19 protein-coding genes are annotated in these 17687 nt (G+C 65.4%); 5 read left to right on the top strand and 14 right to left on the bottom strand.

The features are described 5' to 3' along the window. Positions 1 to 4: 4 nt before the first annotated feature. Complete coding sequence (locus tag ALVIN_RS07695) at positions 5 to 979, top strand: universal stress protein (protein WP_012970762.1); 975 nt, start codon at positions 5 to 7, stop codon at positions 977 to 979. Between the two features lie 48 nt (positions 980 to 1027). On the opposite strand, the gene ALVIN_RS17980 is transcribed toward ALVIN_RS07695, so the two are convergent. Beyond that, positions 1028 to 1387 (bottom strand): PA3496 family putative envelope integrity protein, encoded by a 360-nt coding sequence (locus ALVIN_RS17980; RefSeq protein WP_223295186.1) that lies wholly within the window; start codon positions 1385 to 1387, stop codon positions 1028 to 1030. Between ALVIN_RS17980 and ALVIN_RS07705 the strand changes: the two genes are divergently transcribed. Continuing rightward, a complete protein-coding gene (locus tag ALVIN_RS07705; RefSeq protein ID WP_012970764.1) occupies positions 1386 to 3134 on the top strand; it encodes a cation:proton antiporter in 1749 nt (582 codons plus the stop codon). The two genes, ALVIN_RS17980 and ALVIN_RS07705, sit on opposite strands and share 2 nt — an antisense overlap. Here ALVIN_RS07705 and ALVIN_RS07710 read toward each other — a convergent pair. The 7 genes from ALVIN_RS07710 to ALVIN_RS07740 form a co-directional block, all read right to left on the bottom strand. Continuing rightward, positions 3103 to 3855, bottom strand: coding sequence for an SDR family NAD(P)-dependent oxidoreductase (locus tag ALVIN_RS07710; RefSeq protein WP_012970765.1), 753 nt, complete (start codon positions 3853 to 3855; stop codon positions 3103 to 3105). The two genes, ALVIN_RS07705 and ALVIN_RS07710, sit on opposite strands and share 32 nt — an antisense overlap. Continuing rightward, complete coding sequence (locus tag ALVIN_RS07715) at positions 3855 to 4556, bottom strand: SDR family NAD(P)-dependent oxidoreductase (RefSeq protein WP_012970766.1); 702 nt, start codon at positions 4554 to 4556, stop codon at positions 3855 to 3857. Before ALVIN_RS07715 ends, ALVIN_RS07710 begins: the two co-directional genes overlap by 1 nt. Further along, positions 4553 to 5077, bottom strand: a complete 525-nt coding sequence (locus tag ALVIN_RS07720) for a 6-pyruvoyl trahydropterin synthase family protein (protein ID WP_012970767.1) — start codon at positions 5075 to 5077, stop codon at positions 4553 to 4555. Before ALVIN_RS07720 ends, ALVIN_RS07715 begins: the two co-directional genes overlap by 4 nt. Positions 5078 to 5171: 94 nt before the next feature. Continuing rightward, entirely contained in the window at positions 5172 to 6050 is an 879-nt protein-coding gene (locus tag ALVIN_RS07725; protein WP_012970768.1) for a hypothetical protein, read from the bottom strand. 9 nt (positions 6051 to 6059) lie between these two features. Further along, positions 6060 to 6518, bottom strand: coding sequence for a Fur family transcriptional regulator (locus tag ALVIN_RS07730; RefSeq protein ID WP_012970769.1), 459 nt, complete (start codon positions 6516 to 6518; stop codon positions 6060 to 6062). An 8-nt stretch (positions 6519 to 6526) separates the two neighbouring features. Continuing rightward, positions 6527 to 7381, bottom strand: coding sequence for a metal ABC transporter permease (locus tag ALVIN_RS07735; RefSeq protein ID WP_012970770.1), 855 nt, complete (start codon positions 7379 to 7381; stop codon positions 6527 to 6529). Beyond that, positions 7374 to 8126, bottom strand: a complete 753-nt coding sequence (locus tag ALVIN_RS07740) for a metal ABC transporter ATP-binding protein (protein WP_223295187.1) — start codon at positions 8124 to 8126, stop codon at positions 7374 to 7376. Before ALVIN_RS07740 ends, ALVIN_RS07735 begins: the two co-directional genes overlap by 8 nt. A gap of 162 nt (positions 8127 to 8288) precedes the next feature. On the opposite strand from ALVIN_RS07740, the gene ALVIN_RS07745 reads away from it, so the two are divergent. Then, entirely contained in the window at positions 8289 to 8984 is a 696-nt protein-coding gene (locus ALVIN_RS07745; RefSeq protein WP_012970772.1) for a hypothetical protein, read from the top strand. Positions 8985 to 9000: 16 nt separating this feature from the next. On the opposite strand, the gene ALVIN_RS07750 is transcribed toward ALVIN_RS07745, so the two are convergent. From ALVIN_RS07750 to ALVIN_RS07765, 4 genes are all read right to left on the bottom strand, one after another. Beyond that, positions 9001 to 9870 carry an HDOD domain-containing protein gene (locus tag ALVIN_RS07750; protein ID WP_012970773.1) on the bottom strand — a complete coding sequence of 290 codons (870 nt, stop codon included), beginning with the start codon at positions 9868 to 9870 and terminating at the stop codon, positions 9001 to 9003. Between the two features lie 40 nt (positions 9871 to 9910). Then, positions 9911 to 11131 (bottom strand): HDOD domain-containing protein, encoded by a 1221-nt coding sequence (locus ALVIN_RS07755; protein WP_012970774.1) that lies wholly within the window; start codon positions 11129 to 11131, stop codon positions 9911 to 9913. Positions 11132 to 11276: 145 nt separating this feature from the next. Then, a complete protein-coding gene (locus ALVIN_RS07760; protein WP_012970775.1) occupies positions 11277 to 12260 on the bottom strand; it encodes a hypothetical protein in 984 nt (327 codons plus the stop codon). Between the two features lie 48 nt (positions 12261 to 12308). Further along, positions 12309 to 12605: a PilZ domain-containing protein gene (locus tag ALVIN_RS07765; protein WP_012970776.1), complete on the bottom strand. Its 297-nt coding sequence runs from the start codon at positions 12603 to 12605 to the stop codon at positions 12309 to 12311. Between the two features lie 275 nt (positions 12606 to 12880). Between ALVIN_RS07765 and ALVIN_RS07770 the strand changes: the two genes are divergently transcribed. Then, complete coding sequence (locus ALVIN_RS07770; RefSeq protein ID WP_012970777.1) at positions 12881 to 13093, top strand: YjfB family protein; 213 nt, start codon at positions 12881 to 12883, stop codon at positions 13091 to 13093. A gap of 34 nt (positions 13094 to 13127) precedes the next feature. On the opposite strand, the gene ALVIN_RS07775 is transcribed toward ALVIN_RS07770, so the two are convergent. After that, a complete protein-coding gene (locus tag ALVIN_RS07775; protein ID WP_012970778.1) occupies positions 13128 to 13853 on the bottom strand; it encodes a putative metalloprotease CJM1_0395 family protein in 726 nt (241 codons plus the stop codon). 173 nt (positions 13854 to 14026) lie between these two features. Beyond that, a complete protein-coding gene (locus ALVIN_RS07780) occupies positions 14027 to 15814 on the bottom strand; it encodes an AAA family ATPase (RefSeq protein WP_012970779.1) in 1788 nt (595 codons plus the stop codon). 243 nt (positions 15815 to 16057) lie between these two features. Here ALVIN_RS07780 and ALVIN_RS07785 point away from each other — a divergent pair, with 243 nt between their 5' ends. Beyond that, positions 16058 to 17674, top strand: a complete 1617-nt coding sequence (locus tag ALVIN_RS07785; RefSeq protein ID WP_012970780.1) for a methyl-accepting chemotaxis protein — start codon at positions 16058 to 16060, stop codon at positions 17672 to 17674. The last annotated feature ends 13 nt before the right edge of the window (positions 17675 to 17687 follow it).

A 17687-nucleotide genomic window follows, 5' to 3' on the forward strand; every position in this document is an offset into this window, starting at 1 on the left:
CTTCATGCAAGACTTCGACAGGATACTCTTCGTGCTGCAACCCGGAACCGAGTCGGACGGGGCCTTGGCGCGCGCCGGCGCCTTCGCGGTGAGCGTACAGGCAGATCTGACCCTGTTGATGGTTGTCGACCGCCCGGTGGCGACCGCTGAGCTGAATCAGGCGCAGGTCGACACCGCGATCCGCGACCGATGTCTGGCGACGATGCAGCAGGCGTTGGTCGCCCTCGATCCGCCGATCGAGGCCGAGTGTCTGGTCGCCTTCGGTCGGCCGCACATCGAAATCATCCGCACCGTGCTGCGCGGTGGTCATGATCTGGTCATCAAGGCGGCCGAAACCCAGAACGGCGGTCTGCGGGCGCGTCTGTTCGGCAGCCACGACATGCATCTGCTGCGCAAATGCCCCTGTCCGGTGTGGCTGCTGAAGCCCGAGGAACGTCAACCCTATCGCCGAATCCTGGCGACGGTCGATTTCGCGCCCGGTGCCGCGGATGCCGAGACCGAGGGTTTGAACCGCCGCATCCTGGATCTGGCCAGCGCGCTGGCGTTGGCCGAGTTCGCCGAGCTGCATGTCGCGCATGCCTGGGAAGCGCCGGCCACGGGGCTACTGCATCGCTGGGGGGCGGGTGTCTGGGCGACGGATACCACGACCGATGAATTGCGCTATGTCGAGCAGACCCGTAATCAGCATGTGCTGGGCGTGGATGGCTTGATCAAGGGACTCGGCGAACGGATCGGGCCGGAGGGCTTCGCGTATCTGAAGCTCAAATCATACCTGCCGCGCGGCTCGGCGATCGAGGAAATCCCGGCGTTGGCCGCCGAGCTGGACGTGGATCTCATCGTCATGGGCACGGTCGGGCGTGGCGGCATTCCGGGACTACTGATCGGTAACACCGCCGAGACCCTCCTCGATCGCTGCGATCGGGCGGTCCTGGCCGTCAAGCCACCGAGTTTCGAGACGCCTGTCAGTCTGGACGCGTGATGCGAGTGCGGGCGGCGTGAAACGGGACACCGCCGCCCGAGCGCGCTGTCAGCTCAGCTCGTTGAAGTCAGGGTCGTCGAGCAGTTCGCGCAGGCGCTTGATCTCGCGCATGTGCTCGATGCGGCGGCGCACGTCCAGGCTGGCCGCCTGAGCGCGCGGCTCTTGTGACAGGATGGACGGGACGCGCTCCAGGAGCTCATCGCCGTAGCCAACTTCAGGATCCAGCATCTCCTTCTTACCTCGGGGATTGAACGATAACGAGACAATGATGATAGAGGCGCCATATAGCGGATTCAGGTCAGACAGGACAGTCCATTTATTCAATTCTTTGGATTGAGATAAAAAATAGATCGAAGCGTGTCTGGAGGCGCGCCACTCGATACGCCACCCTGGAAGCACTTGATTCATGTTCGATCAGCTCCTGATGCATCTGCTCCTGCTGCTCGGCGCGGCAATTGCCCTGGTCTGGGTCTTCCAGCGCCTGCTGGCTCCGCCAGTGCTCGGTTATCTGCTGGTCGGTGTGCTGCTCGGTCCCTATACGCCCGGCCCCGTGATCGAGGGGCATCAACTGCGTCTGCTGGCCGAGTATGGAATCGTCTTCCTGCTGTTCACGATCGGGTTGAGCTTTTCACGACCGCAGTTGCAGGCATTGCGGCACACCGTGCTGTGGCTCGGCACCGCGCAGGTTGTCCTGACCACGGCCCTGGTCGGCGTACTGGCCTGGCTCCTGGGTCTCGCGCCGGTCGCGGCCTTCGTCGTCGGTGCGGTGTTCGCGCAGTCCTCGACCACCATCCTCAGCAAGCTCCTGGAGGAGCAGCGTGAGGAACAGAGTCGTCATGGACGCCTGGGGCTGGCGATGTCTGTGTTCCAGGACGTCACCGCCGTCCCCTTCGTCGTCATCATCCCTGTGCTGGGTCTGGCGGTGGGTGCCGAGGCCATCGCGCACTCGCTCGGCTGGGCGATGGTCAAGGCAGCGCTGGCCCTGGCCCTGGTCTATGCCGCCGGACGCTGGCTGCTGCGTCCGCTCTTTCATCTGATCGTGGCGCGTCGCTCCACCGAGCTGTTCACGCTCACGGTGCTGTTCGTCTCGCTGGCGGCGGCCTGGATCACCGGCAGTCTGGGGCTGTCGATGGCCTTCGGCGGCTTCCTGGTTGGGATGATGCTCGGCGAGACCGAATTCCGGCATCAGATCGAGGCGGCGATCCGCCCCTTCCGCGACGTGCTGCTCGGGCTCTTCTTCATCGGGATCGGGATGCTCTTCGATCTGTCGGCCTTGCCGGCGGTCTGGCCCCTCGCGTTCGGCGGGGCGCTGGGGCTGCTGACGCTCAAGGCGCTGGTGGTGGCGCCCATCGTCCGGCTGAGCGGAACCGACGCGCTGACGGCCTGGCGCACCGGCCTGCTGCTGGCGGTCGGCGGTGAGTTCGGTTTCGCGCTCTTGGCGATCGCGCTGGAATCGGGCGCCATCGCCGGTCAGGCCGAACAGGTCGCGCTGATGTCGGTGCTGCTGTCGATGGTGATCGCGCCCTTCATCATCCGTCACAATGGCGCGATTGCCCGCCGGCTCACGCGCTCGGGCGCGCGGGCGGACGAGGCCGAGTCACGACTCCAGCCGCTCAACGTCGCCGACCTGCGTGACCATGTCATCATCTGCGGTTATGGGCGCGTTGGCCACACGGTTGCGACGCTGCTGCACGCCAGCGCCGTGCCCTTCGTGGCTTTCGACGCCGATCTGACGCGGGTGGCACGTGGGCGCGCGGACGGCTATGCGGTGTTCTATGGCGATGTCGCCGATGCCGGACTCTTTGCCGCCGCGCATGGCGAGCGCGCGGCCCTGGTGGTCGTGACCATCGATCAGGCCGACACCGCCTGGCGCACCGTTTCTTTCTTGCGCGCGCACTATCCGCCTCTCCCGATCATCGCCCGCGCGCGCGATCTGGAACAGAGCGCACGTCTGATCGCCGCCGGGGCGACCCGCGCCTATCCGGAAGCGATCGAGGCCAGTCTGCGGCTCGGAGCCACGGCCTTGAGTCTGGTCGGGGCCGCACCCGAGAACATCGATCGGCTGATCCAGGATGTTCGGGACAGCGATTATCGACTGGTCAGCCAGGATAACGGGCCGCGCGTCAGCCGAGCGTATAACCGGCATCGACGTTGAGCGTGGCGCCGGTCACGAGCCGGGCGCGCGGCGAGGCGAGGAAGAGCACGGACTCGGCGACGTCGGCGGGCGTGACCACCTGCCGACCCAGGACGTGACGGCGCTCCACGGTCGCCTGCATCAGATCGTCCGCCCCGCTCCACATCTCGGACGCGACCACGCCGGGGGCGACCCCATTGACCCGAATCCCGCGCGGACCCAGCGCCAGCGCCAGCCGGCGCGTGAGCATGTCGAGTCCGGCCTTGGCCACCGAATAGCTGGTCGAGGTGCAGGTGGCGAAGGGATGCTGGGCGCAGGCCGAGGACAGATTGATCACTACGGGCGCGGCTGACGGGTCCATCAATGGCGCGCAGAGCTGCGTCAAGGCGAAAGGCGCGACCAGATTGATCTCCAACGTCTCGCGCCAGTGCTCCAGGCTCTCTTCCAGAGTACCGCTACTGCGGATGACGCCGGCATTGTTGACCAGCACGTCCAGCCGACCGCCGTCCTGCTCCAGCCGCTCCGTCAACTGTTGGAGAAAACCGGCGTCCGTGACATCGCCGGCCAGGGCCACCAGACGGCCCGCCGCGACCGCCTCCGGCCAGCGCGCGTGCACGGCAGCGATCTTCTCCGGCGAGCGTCCGAAGGTGTAGACCCGATCACCGGCATCGAGAAAGGCCGCGACCAGTCCAGCGCCGATCCCCGATGTGCCGCCGCTGATACAGACGATGCGCGCATCCATCAGCGCTCACGCTGCCCGAGATTGGCATGGATGACCGATCCGTTGAGCATGGGCGACTCGGCCGCGAACGCAACCGCCGAGGCGATCTCCTCGGGCGTGATCAGGCGGCCGAAGGCGTTCATCGCGGTAATGGCGGTCAGCGTCTCAGGATGGCCGTCGATGAGGGCGCGCACTTGCGGGGTATCGGTGAAACCGGGGCAGATCAGACAGGTATGGAGGCCGCGCCCGGCCAGATCCTGACAGGTCGCGCGCATCATGCCGACGAGCGCATGTTTGACGATTACATAGCTGGCGGCTCCCGGCACGGCCTTCTCGGACAGGGTCGAGCCGATGTAGAGCACGCTCGATCCGGCGCCCATTCGCGGCAGGATGAGCTGATTGAGCCGATTGGGCGACAGCAGATTGAGTTCGAGCACCGCGCGCAGATCGGCATCCGGCAGGGCGTCGATGCGGTCGGCACGCATGATCGAGGCATTGTGCACCAGACAGATCCGGCCCTCGGTGGCGATCCGTTCCGGCAGTGTCTCGGCCAGTGCGTCCAGACTCGCGGGCGATTCCAGATCGACGCCCAGGTTCTCGACCCCAGGCTCCGGGCAGGGGCGGCGCGACAGATTGAGCACGCTCCAGCCGGCGGCCAGGAAGCGTGCGGCGATGGCCTGTCCGATGCCCGAGCTGGCACCGGTGATGATGAGTTGGTTCATGCGGATACAGACTCCGATTGAGCGATGGCCCACTGCCCCTGGCCTGAGGAGACACCGAGTTCGATGGCCCGGATCGCCGCAGCCATGGCCGCGATCTCGGGGTGCGCGCGCAGCCGTCCGAGCAGCAGCGGTGCCAGTTCCTCGATGGTGACGTTACGGATGGGCAAGAGCAGGACATCGCGGTCCAGAAAAGGGATGCGCTCGTCGGCAAAATGCGCCAGCACCAGACCATCCCGGCGCTCGATGCGCAGATAGGGCGATTCAAGCGGCAGCAGCATGCGCTCGTCGAGGGCGTCGCAGAGTTCCTTGAGCGCGCGCTTGAGGATTACATAGTCGAAGGTCAGACCACCCTCGCCCACCTGAGCCGTGACCGCGCAACGCACCCGAAAGTTGTGACCATGCAGGTTCTCGCGTTCGGTGGCCGAGAACAGCGTGAAATGGCCGGCACTGAAATTGAGATAGTCCTTGCTGATCTCGATACGGGTCAGGATGGCTTCGGCCACGAACGTCTCCATGGGCATGATCGGCGGTCGGCCAGTTTGACGTGCTCGTCCAGGGTGTCAAGCCGGCGGCGGTCATTCGGGAATCCTGAGCATGCGGGTCGTCGCGGTCGGATCAAGCCGGTTCGGCGCGCCTGAGCGCGGCGGCGGCCAGGATCGACATCAGGATCACCAGCGGCCAGGACAGCAGCAGCGTCTCGCGCGTGAACGGGAGGCCGCCCGGTATCGTCAGCGCCGTCAGGCCGACGAGGCCGAGCAGATTGATGAGGCTGAAGTCAAACGCGAGGCTCGGCGCGATCCGTCCCGATGGGCCGTCACTCCATTGCGGTCCGGCGAACAGGATCGGCGCCCAGCCGGCCAGGACGCCGACCGGCGCCACGAGCGTCAGGCCCAGCATCCAGTCGTCGAGATCCAGAACCAGCGCCAGATCGCGCGCGCCCATGGCCAGTACGCGCGCGCCCATGGTCAGCAGGGTCAGCCCCACACAGACACGTGCGACCAATCCCCAGCGTCGCCGCCTGGAGCCTGCCGGAGGCGTCAGGTGTGCCGTGTCGGAGGCGGATTGTCGCGTCGCCCAGGTCATCCGGATCAGATAGAGCAGACACAGCAGAACCAGTACGCTCCCATCGACCCGTCCAAGACGGCCATCGAACGCCAGCCCCCAGACGCCGACCGCTGCACCCATCAGGCTCCAAGCACGCGACCGGGCATGATGAACACCTTCAGCCTCCACACGCGCCGACGAGCTGGTGCTTATCGCCAACAGAGTACCGAGAACATGGACACCAACGATCGCACCAAGCCCCAGATCGCTCGCGTCAGGCCCAACCGACTGCAAGGTCACGGCCATCACCGGCAGCATGGCGATCAACGCCGGCCAGGGCGAGTGTCGTCGGATCGACGGACCGATCCCGCTCTGCGCGACGACACGTCCCAGAATAAGCCCGATCAGGCCCAGGATCAGCACGGCCAGCGAGAGGCTCCAATCCGGCATGTTCGAGGATCAGGGATGCTTGAGCACGCAGTCGGCACAGGTGCCGATCAATTCGACCACCGGGCGGCTCGGCCGAAACCCGGTCTCGCTGGCGGCCAGCGTCAGACTCCGGGTGATGGCGGCATCCTCCAGCTCGGTCACGCGCCCGCACTCGGCGCAGATGAGGAACTGACTGGCATGCGGATGCTCGGGATGGGTGCAGCCGACGAAGGCATGCAGACTCTCGATCTTGTGCGCCAGCCCCTGTTCGAGCAGGAAATCGAGCGCCCGATAGACGGTCGGCGGGGCCAGGGCGCGCGCGCCCTCGCGCATGGATTCCAGGATCTCATAGGCGCCGAGCGGACGCTCCGCCGCGCACAGGATCGACAGCACCCGCCGCCGCTGCGCTGTGAGTCTGACGCCGCGCTGCTGGCAGAGCGACTCGGCGCGATCGAGCACCCGATTCAGGGTCTCACCTGTCGTCGGCATGGCGCGCCCTACCCTCTGACCGCTGTCGCCTGACGCCAGGCGCGTCGACGGTGCAACTGACGGCTGATCAGCGCCGACAGGATATAGACGCCTCCCGCGAGCAGGATCATGGTCGGCCCGGCCGGCAGATCCGGCCCGAACGACAGCGCCAGCCCCAGCGTGGTGAAGAGCGCCCCGAGTCCGGTGGCGATCAGCATCATGGCCCCCAGCGAATGGACATAATGCCCGGCGATGGCTGCCGGCAGCGTCAGCAGCGCAATGACCAGGATCAGCCCCACCACCTGGATCAGCAGCACCACGGTCACAGCCACCAGACACAGCAGCAGCAGATAGAACAGCGTCACCGGCACGCCGCGCAGACGCGCGAATTCTTCGTCGAAGGTGACGGCCAGGAACTGCCGATAGAAGAGCGCGACCGTCGCCACCAGTACCAGATCCAGCCCGGCCATCCACCACAGTTCACGCGTCGGCACCAGCAGAATGTTGCCGAACAGAAAACTCATCAGATCCGAGGAATATCCCGGCGTCTTGGCGATGAAGAGCACGCCGACCGCCATGCCGATGGCCCAGAGCGCACCGATGAGCGTGTCTTCCTGGGTCTTCCAGCTCAGCCGCACCGCCCCGATCAGCAGCGCTGAGAGAATGGCCGCGATCAGCGCCCCGGCAAAGGGGTCGACCCCGAAATAGAGCGCCGCGCCCATGCCGCCGAGCACCGAATGCGCGATGCCCCCGGCCATGAAGGCGATGCGCTTGACGACGACGAAGGTGCCGATCACGCCGCAGCCGACGCTGGCCAGAAGCCCTGCAATCAGTGCGCTCTGCAGGAACCCATAGGTGCCGAGTGCCGTGAGGAATTCAGCCATGCTGGTGCTCGACCTGGCGGATATGGCCGCCGTAGAGATGTTGGATGGTATCGCTGTCGATTGTGCTGGTGCCGTGACAGGCCAGGGTCCGGTTGAGACAGGCCACGCGGCTGACGTACTCGGAGATGAAGGCAATATCGTGCGAGACCAGCAGAATGGTCAGACGCTGGTTGAGTTCGGCGAGCAGATCGAAGATGTCGTTCTCGACGCGCTGGTCGATGTTGGCCGTGGGCTCGTCGAGGATCAGGATGCGTGGTTCACCGACCAGCGCGCGCGCCAGCAGCACCCGTTGCAACTGTCCGCCCGAGAGTTGGCCGATCGGGCGCCGTGCCAGATCCGCCGCCTCGACCTCAGCGAGCGCCTGCCGGGCCGCCGCACGGTCGGCGCGGCCCGACCAGCCGAGCGGCCAGCGCGACCCGAGTCCGATCCGCCCCATGGCCACGACGTCCTCGACGCAGATCGGAAAATCGCGCGGAAAGCTGGGGAATTGGGGCACATAGCCGATGGTGCGCGCGGCCTCGCGCGGCGGACGACCAAGCACGCGAATGCGCCCGGACTGAGGTTCGAGCAGACCCAGGATCAGCTTCAGCAGCGTGCTCTTGCCGCCGGCATTGGGGCCGACCAGTCCCACGAACTCGCCGGCAACGATGCTCAGGTCGATGCGTTCGAGCACCAGCGTCTCGCCATAGGAGAAGCTGACGGACTCCACGCGGATCACGGGTGAGTCGGGCATTGTGCTCGGCATGGGATCGAGTCGATGGTGGGTGTGTCGATGAAGAGGTTGTCCGGCATCCGCGCCAGCGCGGCCGGATCGGGAGCGTACAGTATAACGTGAATGGGCGCCGCGCCGGTCAGGACGATTGAGTATGATGGCGCGCCCATTCTTCTCGACGAGGATTCGACACGCATGACCCTCGACCCGCCATTCCATTCTCAGCTCTACTGGGCCGCCGGCCTGAGCCTCTATGTCCTGGCGGTGCTGGTCCTGACGCGCCTGCCCTATCAGGCCATGGTCCGGCGCGGTCTGGAGCCGATCCGGGCCGTCTACTACAACCGCAAGATCGTGCACATGCTGGCCGGCGGTGTCGGTTCACTGGCCGTGCCGCTGGTGTTCGTCGATCCCTGGTTTCCGCTGGTCAGCGGCCTGCTGCTCACACTCCTGACCAATCTGGCCCACGCCACCGGGATGCGCTTCTACTGGTTCCAGACCGACGACAACCGCAACGACGTCAAGTTCGCGCTCATGTGGTCGACCTCGGTCGCGGCGCTGTGGTGGATTCTGGACGATCCCTGGCTGGCGATCCTGCCCGCGCTCTACATGGCCTTCGGCGACGGCGTGACCGGGATCGTGCGCAATGCCTTCATCCGCAAGCGCTCCAAGAGTCCGATCGGCAGTGTCTTCATGCTGATCGTCAGCGCGCCCATGGGCTGGGTCATCGGCAGCATGGCGCAACCGGCGATCCCGGTGTGGGGACTGATCTCAGCGGTGGTCGCCACCGTCGTCGAGCGCTATGAGTTCGGCCCCATCGACGACAACATCCTCATCACCGTCTCAGCCTCGGCGGTGCTGCTGTTCGGCGTCTACTGGGGGCCGTTGCTCTGAGGTTCGGGGCAGGCACCTACTCGGCCAGCTTGGGATTGCGCAACGCCTCGACGGCGAGGATCTGATATTGCGCCTGCTCGACCAGTTCCATGAGCTGATCGTTCCGCAAGTTCAGACGCGCCAGGATCTCGGGTTCGATCGGCGGGGCGTCGTGCAGATCCCTGGAATCGAATTCGGCCAGATGGGCGATGCTGTTGGCCACATGCACCAGGGACACGGCGAGCGCGTGCTCCTCGGGCGCGGCAAGCGGATCGTGATGGTAGCGGATGCAGACCACCAGACTCTCGGGCAGCCCCCAGTGCTCGGTCAGTGCGCCGCCGAGCTGGGCATGGTCGAAACCGAGCACGGCGCGCTCGGCCTCTGCCGGCGACAGGGTATCGAGCTCACCCAGCGAATTGAGGAACGCCTGATGTTCGGCCTGCGGCTCCTGGGTGAAGAGCAGGAGCTGTCCCAGATCGTGCAGCAGGCCGCCGATGAAGACCGATCCGGCCAGACGGGGCGCGATCTGTTCGGCCAGCAAACGCGCGATGACGGCGCAATAGGATGAATGGCGCCAGAAGATCTCGAGCGGCAGCATGTCCTGGTTCGGCAGATGATCCGCCGCCTGGGTGACGGCGCCGGCGATCACCAGTCGGCGCAGATGCTCACGCCCCAGCAGCATGATGGCGCGTTCGACCGAATCGACCGTGCGCGCAGGGGCGAAGGCCGGACTGTTGGCCAGCCGCAGCAGGATGGCCACCAACGCCGGATCCTGCTCCAGATGCCGGGCGATCTCGGACTGGCGGCTGTCTGGATCGTCCAGAAGACGCAGCACCTCGCCGACCACGCGCGGGATCGCCAGTAATCGCCCGGTTCCCTTGACCAGACTCTCGATGGTTACGGACACGCCGCACACTCTCCCAACACGCCGACAGTGACGCGATCCGTCACAGATTGAACATGGACTTCAGATTGTCGAGCATCTGCTCGCTGCCGGCCAGCTCGGCGATCGGTTCGCCCGCAGCCGGCGGCGTCAGACCCAGCACCGTGAACGCCGGCACCGTACCGGCCTCCGGAACCTCGCGGCCCTCGCTCTGCATGGCCGCCCAGCGTGCAATGATGGCGATGCTGGCATAGTCCGGTTCGCAAGCGCGATAGCCCCATTCGCCATAGTGCTCGGCGACCGCCACCAGATCGTCCCCCAGCCCCCAGTAGTTGATCACCAGCACGCCCGTGATGCTCGCCAGCTTGGCGACGAGCGACTGGACTCTGGACAGACTCTGTTCCTGTCCGCGCGCCTCGATGAACTGGATGATGGGCACGGCGCCGATCCCGGCCACGAGTCCGGCGAGCAGCGCACGTTCGCGGTCGAGATGATGAGCGACCTCGGCAATCACGTAGCCATAGGCCGAGCAGAGCACACTCTCGGTCCAGGACTCCTGTATCGCCGCGCGCGTGACGTCGTTCTTGGCATGAAAAGCCTGACGCAGGGCCAGATTCACAGCCAGCATCCGGGTGTTGCGGAATCCCAGACGCAGCACCGCCTCGCGAATGGTCTTGATCTCCTTGGTGGCGCGGAACAGCGGGCTGTTGGTGGCATGCAGCAGAGCGCCGGCGATGGTGCCGTCGCGCTGGATGATCTCGGTCAGGGCATCGATGCCGGCGTCCGGATCGTTGGTCATCTCCTGGATCTTGAGCGCCACTTCGGGGCGCGCCGGCAGCACGAGCTGATTGTTGTTGATCAGATGATAGAGTTCGGCCAGGAATTCGCCCTCGGCCGGATCCAGTTCGATGTCGCTGACCTCGGTGCCACTGGAGCGCACGGCGTCGAACGCGGCGGCGGGAATCCGCAGGAACACACAGGGGGTTTCGGTCACGAGACAGGCATCGGGCGCCAGGGTATCGCCCATGAGGTCGACTGGCTCACTGAGTCCCTGAAACGCCTGGTGGCGCTCGATGACGCCATTCTCGAGACGCGCGACATGCCCATCGACCAGGAAGAGTCGGTCCGGCTTCAGTTCGGTCAGCCGCATACGGTGCTTGAGCGAATGTTCCTCGATCCGGCACTGCTCGGCGAGCCGGCCTCGATCTTCTTCACTGAGATCGCGTGTCAACTCGATCTCGGCCAGGATCGAAAACACCTCCAGTGTCTCGGGTGTCTGCTGCATAACGGGTAGATTCCTTGGACAAAGGGATCAGACGGCACTGGACTCTAGTCTAGCAGCATCGACACGCCTTCCGACATGCCTGGACGACCCGTTCGTCGTTTTTACGGCGCGGCATGGGCTGGACAGGCGCCGGGTCGTCGTGGATTCACGCCAGATCGTTATAGCCGAGCATCACGTCGGCCGCTTCGCCCTGGCGACCATCGGTGTGGATGAAGCGCCCGGTCTGGGCCACATGATCGTAGGCATCGATGGCCCGATGGACGTTCCGATGTCCGAGTTCGATCGCCGTGACCCCGGCCTCGTCGAGGGTACGACTGGTCTGCGAGCCGTCGGCTCCCAACTGCACCAGACGCAGATGCTCGAAGACCGCGTCCTGAGCGTCGATGCGCGCATCGCCATTGGTGTCGTGACGCGCCAGCTCGGCGAACCCGTGTTCGGCGCCGTTCTGATCGCCGAAGAGTTCGCGACCATCGTCGATGCGGCCATTGGCGTTCCAGTCGAGCGCCAGGAACCAGGAGTCTCCAGTCACCGTGCTCATGCGTTCGAGCCGACCATCACCGTTGAGGTCGAAGTCGACACCGGCAGCGACCCCCGTGGTCGTGATGCCCTGTCCGCCGAGGTCGAGTACCAGTGGATCGGCGGTCTGGATCTGCATGTTTTCTGCGGCACTGATGTTGAGTTCGAGCCGCCGGGTGTTCGCGCCGACCATCGACACCATGAACGCCGCCTCGCCCGCCCGCACGGAGATCTCGAAGCGTTGGGTGGAGACGGCCTGGAGTTCAAAGGACTCGGCCCATGAGGCGGACTGCACGGCCGACGCATCGAGCTGGCCTCTGGATGCCGTTTCGGCGGTCTGCCCCGGCCTCACCGCTTTCAACTCGTCGACATCGAGCGCGAAGGCACGGCGCAGGATCTGATAATCCTGATCCTGCTCCAACTGTTCCCTGATCTGTTCCGAGAGGCTCAGTCTCTCGGAACCGGAATCGGTCTGGCCGACACGGGTTGGGATCGGTGCCGGAGTTGACGTGATCACGCGCACCTCGTCATCGTTGCGCGTCGCATCGCCCCGGGTCGCGGTCCGGGTCGTGGACAGCGCGAGCGTGGCATTGGACGAGACTGTCACTAACATCGCCTTGACCTCACTGGAATTCGCCTTACCTGGAATCTCGTGCCGACTTCATTCGCGCGTCGGCGTCTCGTCGAAGCGAACGGCGATCCCCGCTTCGGTGTGACGTACCACGATGGCATCGACCAAGGGCGATTCATCGTCTCCACCCAATGGACACGAGACCCGTATCTGTACCCTGGCCCCAATCGGCGGCCAATCGCCATGACCGTTCATCATCAGCGACACGCCGCCATTGCTCAGGTCATCGGTCCACACCAGACACATGGACCGACCGGAGCGATGGAGCTCGACCTCGACCTCGACCGGAAGGCGCGGATGCTGACGTTTTTCGTTGTTGTCGTTCATCGTCGGTCAGCCATTCACCTCATGTGAAGCCTACGCGCGGGTACACGTCGGTTAACGACGCCTGGACACGAAACTTGAGCGAAACATCACCGATGATCGGGGAACCCGGATCGGACGATGGCCGTCCAATCCTCGGAAATGAGGCATGAATCCCAAATAGCGCCAAGGATCTGTTCTATCATGTCATTGATACTTCATCCATTCGGACGCTCGGAAACGCCGATCCGAGCGACTGCAATCCTGGATCGATCACTCGAACAGCACGAGGTCAAACGATGGACGTCTCATCAACATCGGGCCTAGCCGGTTACACCTATACGCCCTCCAGCAACAAGACTGATACGAACACCAGTCTCGCCATGCTGAACAAGGCCAACGAGATGCAGGCCGATTCGGCCGAGCAGATGATTCAGAGCGTCACCGAGACGACAGCGTCCTCGCAAGCACTCCCCGATCACATCGGCCGCAATATCAACATCACGGCCTAGCCTGACCCCCACTCGCCACAGCCGCCTGCTCGGCTCAGGCCAGTTGGCTCAAACCCGTCTCGACCGGCGCGGAGAACAGGGCCGCAATGCGCTGTGCCAGACGTGCCTGTCCGCTCGAAACCCCCGGATTCTGCGGTGCCGCTGACTCTGATCCGGCCTCCCCGTTCTCTGCTGTCGAGGCGGTTTGCGCCGTTGTCGCTCCAGTGGACGTCGGGGAGCGGTCGGTCGAGCCGGTGGTGCTCATCACCTGCTCGTATTCCTTGACCTGAAGCTCCCGGATCTCCTGCAACGCCTGTGACTCCATCGCCCGGGCCGAAGCGGCGACACGTACGTCCTGAGACGAGGGTTCGGCGGGTGCCATGGCGGCACGAATGATGGCGCGGGACTTTGCGAGATTGCCATCGGGGTCGCCCGCTTTCATTGAGGTGTCGATCCCGACCTCGCCGCCGATGGCATAGCGTCTGCCATCCGGGCCGCTTTGGTAGGAATAACTCGGACCACTGGTGATATGACCACCACCGGCGGAGACATGCGCCTGTTCGTGGGCGCGGACTTCGGCATCGCGCTGCTTGAGCTGCTCGACGAGAAGCTGATCCTCGTCCGAGAGCGTCTCTCCATTCACCCCCTTTGCGGCCGTCGGGTCGTCCTCCCCGGTCGCACGCTCGGCCTCGATCCGGCTCGTTTCCTCGATGGCGCGTGGATCCTCGACCGGTTCGTCACGCGCGAGCGCCGCCGCGGCCTGGGAGCCGGACGCGGACATCTCGCGTGCCTCGTCGAATCGACGCATCGGCGACGCTGACGAAGACCGGATGATTGAATGGATCTCCAACGGGAGGCGACCTCGATCCAGGGGTTTCCCCTGGTAGTCTAGTCGATACGCACGCCGAAAGCGGATGGCAAAAGACCGATTCCGTGAACTGGGTATCGGTTCATTCAGGGCAGACTGTCGCGAATCGAGCCGATGGTGCGAATCCAGGGGCCGTTGTCACGCACGGGCGCCGGCAGGGCCGGCAGCTCACGCGCCGCCTGGGTCCGGCTCGGGAAACTCCCGAGCACGGCGATCACATAGGAGCGGGTCTGGACATAGCGGATGCCTTCCAGGGCCTGCGGATCGAGCACGCCACGTGCAGTCTGAAGATCACGCGCCGCCACGAGCTGGATGGTGAAGCGTTCTGGATCCTGACGCATCAGCCAGGCGAGATCCTCGGCCCATTCGTCACGGGGGACGTCTGCAACGGGCACCGGCTCGGCGGACGAGTCCTGATCGTCCGGTGCGTCACGGGGTTCCGGCGCGATACCCTCGGGGGTATCCAGGGGCGACGCCGGCGGCGGCTCGGTGGCGGCCGCCGTCACCGGCTCCGGCCGATTCGGCGTCGAAGCCGTCTCAGGAGCGGCGGGCCGAGGCTCCTCGGTATCGGCCGCCTCAGACTGACCGGACGGCACCTGAGAGACCGGCTTCGATCGTTCCAGCGACGCCGAGGGTTTGGCGTCCATCACGAGCTGCAAGACCACGGGCGCGGCGATGGCGGCGAGTACGACGACCAGGATGACCGGAATGAACCAGGGACGGTTCCAGTACGGCGTCCTGGTCTTGGGTGCCGTGGCCTTGATCTCCTCGCGCGTGGCGGCCTTGGGTTCGGGCGCCGCGGCCGCGGCGGTCTCCCAGGGCTGATGCTGACGCACGCGCTGGAGGATCTGCTCGAACTCGCTCTGAGCCAGCGCAGTGGGCACCTCACCGCCGACCAGGAAGTCTGAGAGCTGTGGTTCCTTGGGGGGCGGCGGCACGGACGGCTCATAGGTATCGGGTTCGAGATCCAGGAACTCCTCGGCTTGATCCTGGGAGTCATCCAACGGCTCGGGAGCGGGCGGAGGCGCGGTGGCGCGCGCCGGGGCGGCACTCGCCGCCGCTGGTGCGGCGCTCGCGGCTGTCGAGCGTCGGCTCAGTGACGAGCCGAGTCCACCCTCCAGGCTCTTGCAGCGACGCGCCAGCCAGGCATTGGCCTGGACATTGAGCGCGGCCGGCAATCCCTTGGCACTGCCCTGCAACACCGCGATGTCGCCCCGGCTCAGCAGGCTGTCCGGATCGTCCAGACCCGCGACCCGCAGACGATGACGCAGATAGGCGCCCGCCTGTTCGAGATTGAAGGGTCGCAGATTCAGACGCACCACCTGCGAGTCGTCGAGCAGATCGGGCAAGGGCAGTCGCCCGCGACTCAGGGACGGATCACCCACGAGGATCAGCCGCAGCCCCTGCCCGCCCGCTTCCAGGACGGTCGCGCGCAAGCGCACCAGCTTGACCAGCCCCTCGCCGCCGAGCAGATGCGCATCGTCGATCGCCAGCACCAGCCGCGCCTGCGCGCGTGCACGCTCGGCCAGCAGATCGGCGACGGAGCGGTTAGGATTGTCGAATCCACCGTTGCGCAGATGGGCGCGAATGGTGACATCGACCGCATCGAAGGGAATGTTCGGCCGACTGCGGAAGGCGATCAGTTCATACTGTCCATCGAGCGCACCGAGCAGCCGCATCAGCTGGATGCTGCGACCGGAACCGTCCGGGCCGGCCAGGACGACGACAGCCCCCGGTGCGGCGAGCGCGCGCGCGGCGGTCTCGACCAGGCTTTCCAGCAAGGGGTCGCTGTAGAGAAAATCCTCACTGGTGAGGGTGTCGAATGGCGCTTGCCGCAGTTTGAGCCGGGCCAGGCAATCTGGATCCAGTGACATGATGCCGATCGTCGATGGGGGCCTCTTGGCCCGTGAGTGGTTTGCGTGGATGCTTATACCAGGACGCCACGCTATTTTCAGTCGGCACGCGCTCAGGCTCAACAGGCGTGATCGGGAGACGCGCCGGGGCTTTACTGAACTAGACTGCAACCAGGATTCTGGAGCTCCGCGCACGACTGTGCGGCGTCTATCGTCCGACCCAGAGACATCTTGACGCAAGAACAACGATAAGTGAGAACGCTGATGCGACGAATCAATGATCTACCGATCTGGGTACGCCTCGTAGGCGCCATGTGGCTCATCCTGCTCCCGGCCTGGACCGGACTCATCATCTGGGCCGCGAGCGAGCAGCGCCAGACGGCCATCGACCAGGCCACAGCCTTCACCAGCACCCTGCACGAAATGACCCTGGCCGGACTGACGACCCTGATGATCACGGGAACCATCAGTCAGCGCGCCGCGTTCCTCGATCAGATCGTCGAGCTGGAGAACGTCGAGGATCTGCGCGTGCTGCGCGGCGAGAACGTCTCCAAGCAATTCGGTCCAGGCACCGAGCACGAGCAGCCGCGCGACGACATCGAGCGCCGGGTGCTGGAAACGGGCGAACCCTATCTCGAACTCTCGGAGGATGGCCAGACACTGCGCGCCGTGACGGCGGCCTTCGCCCGCGAGAACTATCTCGGCAAGAACTGCACGAGCTGCCATGCGCTCGCGCCACGCGACTCGGTGCTCGGCGCGGTCAGCATGCGGATCGATCTCCAGGCGGTCAATCACGCAGTCGATGTCTTTGCAATCAAGATCTTCGCCATCGCCGCGATCCTGAGCCTGCCGGTCCTGCTCTTTCTCTACTTCTTCACGCGGGGTTTCGTCACCCGTCCGCTCCAGCAGATGACCCTGGGACTCGACGGCATCGCCAAGGGCGATGGCGATCTCAGTCGCCGGCTCCCGATCCAGGGGCGCGACGAGATCGGCCAAGCCAGCCTGGCCTTCAACGCCATGATGGACAACTTCCGCGATCTCATCGCCCGCATCCTCGACTCCACCCGGCAGCTCGCCCACGCGGCGCAGAACCTGGCAAGCGCCACCGAGCAGACCAATGCCGGCATCAGCCAGCAGCGCCACGAGGTCGACCAGCTCGCCTCGGCCATGAACGAGATGAGCGCCACGGCCCAGGAAGTCGCACGCAGCGCCCAGCACGGCGCCGATACCACGCGCGTCGCCCACGAGGCCGCCACCTCGGGCAAGGACGTGGTCTATGGCACCATGTCGCGCATCGAGCAGCTGGCCCAGGAGATCCAGAACGCCTCGTCGGTCATTCGCGATCTGGGCCAGGACAGTCAGGAGATCGGTAAGATCCTGGACGTGATCCGGGGCGTGGCCGAACAGACCAATCTGCTGGCGCTCAACGCCGCCATCGAGGCCGCACGCGCGGGCGAGGCCGGCCGGGGTTTCGCGGTGGTCGCCGACGAGGTGCGCTCACTGGCCAACCGGACCCAGACCTCCACCCAGGAGATCCAGGCCATGATCGAGCGTCTCCAGCAGGCCAGCCGCCGGGCGGTGGCGGTGATGGAGGACAGCCGCAAGCATGCCGATGACAGTCGCAACCGCGCTCTGGAGGCCGAGCAGTCGCTCGATGCCATCATGAGCGCCGTCACCACGCTCAACGACGTCAACACCCAGGTCGCCAGCTCGGCCGAGGAGCAGAGCGCGGTGGCCGAGGAGATGAATCACAACGTCACCCGCATCTCGGATGCCGCCGAGGGCAATGCCCAGGCCGCGCTCCAGACCACCGAGGCCTCGGATCAGCTCGCGCGGCTCGCCGCCGAGTTGCAGGAGCTGGTGGGGCACTTCAAGGTCTGATCGCGAGAGGCGA

The organism is Allochromatium vinosum DSM 180 (genome assembly GCF_000025485.1).
Taxonomy (GTDB): Bacteria; Pseudomonadota; Gammaproteobacteria; order Chromatiales; family Chromatiaceae; genus Thermochromatium; species Thermochromatium vinosum.

Excerpts from the sequence above, each read along its gene's own strand:
- ALVIN_RS17980 (WP_223295186.1), bottom strand. The coding sequence starts at position 1,387 with ATGAATCAAGTGCTTCCAGGGTGGCGTATCGAGTGGCGCGCCTCCAGA.
- ALVIN_RS07765 (WP_012970776.1), bottom strand. The coding sequence starts at position 12,605 with ATGAACGACAACAACGAAAAACGTCAGCATCCGCGCCTTCCGGTCGAG.
- ALVIN_RS07755 (WP_012970774.1), bottom strand. The coding sequence starts at position 11,131 with ATGCAGCAGACACCCGAGACACTGGAGGTGTTTTCGATCCTGGCCGAG.
- ALVIN_RS07735 (WP_012970770.1), bottom strand. The coding sequence starts at position 7,381 with ATGGCTGAATTCCTCACGGCACTCGGCACCTATGGGTTCCTGCAGAGC.
- ALVIN_RS07770 (WP_012970777.1), top strand. The coding sequence starts at position 12,881 with ATGGACGTCTCATCAACATCGGGCCTAGCCGGTTACACCTATACGCCC.
- ALVIN_RS07780 (WP_012970779.1), bottom strand. The coding sequence starts at position 15,814 with ATGTCACTGGATCCAGATTGCCTGGCCCGGCTCAAACTGCGGCAAGCG.
- ALVIN_RS07725 (WP_012970768.1), bottom strand. The coding sequence starts at position 6,050 with ATGCCGGATTGGAGCCTCTCGCTGGCCGTGCTGATCCTGGGCCTGATC.
- ALVIN_RS07705 (WP_012970764.1), top strand. The coding sequence starts at position 1,386 with ATGTTCGATCAGCTCCTGATGCATCTGCTCCTGCTGCTCGGCGCGGCA.
- ALVIN_RS07740 (WP_223295187.1), bottom strand. The coding sequence starts at position 8,126 with ATGCCGAGCACAATGCCCGACTCACCCGTGATCCGCGTGGAGTCCGTC.
- ALVIN_RS07785 (WP_012970780.1), top strand. The coding sequence starts at position 16,058 with ATGCGACGAATCAATGATCTACCGATCTGGGTACGCCTCGTAGGCGCC.
- ALVIN_RS07775 (WP_012970778.1), bottom strand. The coding sequence starts at position 13,853 with ATGTCCGCGTCCGGCTCCCAGGCCGCGGCGGCGCTCGCGCGTGACGAA.
- ALVIN_RS07720 (WP_012970767.1), bottom strand. The coding sequence starts at position 5,077 with ATGCCCATGGAGACGTTCGTGGCCGAAGCCATCCTGACCCGTATCGAG.
- ALVIN_RS07710 (WP_012970765.1), bottom strand. The coding sequence starts at position 3,855 with ATGGATGCGCGCATCGTCTGTATCAGCGGCGGCACATCGGGGATCGGC.
- ALVIN_RS07760 (WP_012970775.1), bottom strand. The coding sequence starts at position 12,260 with ATGTTAGTGACAGTCTCGTCCAATGCCACGCTCGCGCTGTCCACGACC.
- ALVIN_RS07745 (WP_012970772.1), top strand. The coding sequence starts at position 8,289 with ATGACCCTCGACCCGCCATTCCATTCTCAGCTCTACTGGGCCGCCGGC.
- ALVIN_RS07695 (WP_012970762.1), top strand. The coding sequence starts at position 5 with ATGCAAGACTTCGACAGGATACTCTTCGTGCTGCAACCCGGAACCGAG.
- ALVIN_RS07730 (WP_012970769.1), bottom strand. The coding sequence starts at position 6,518 with ATGCCGACGACAGGTGAGACCCTGAATCGGGTGCTCGATCGCGCCGAG.
- ALVIN_RS07715 (WP_012970766.1), bottom strand. The coding sequence starts at position 4,556 with ATGAACCAACTCATCATCACCGGTGCCAGCTCGGGCATCGGACAGGCC.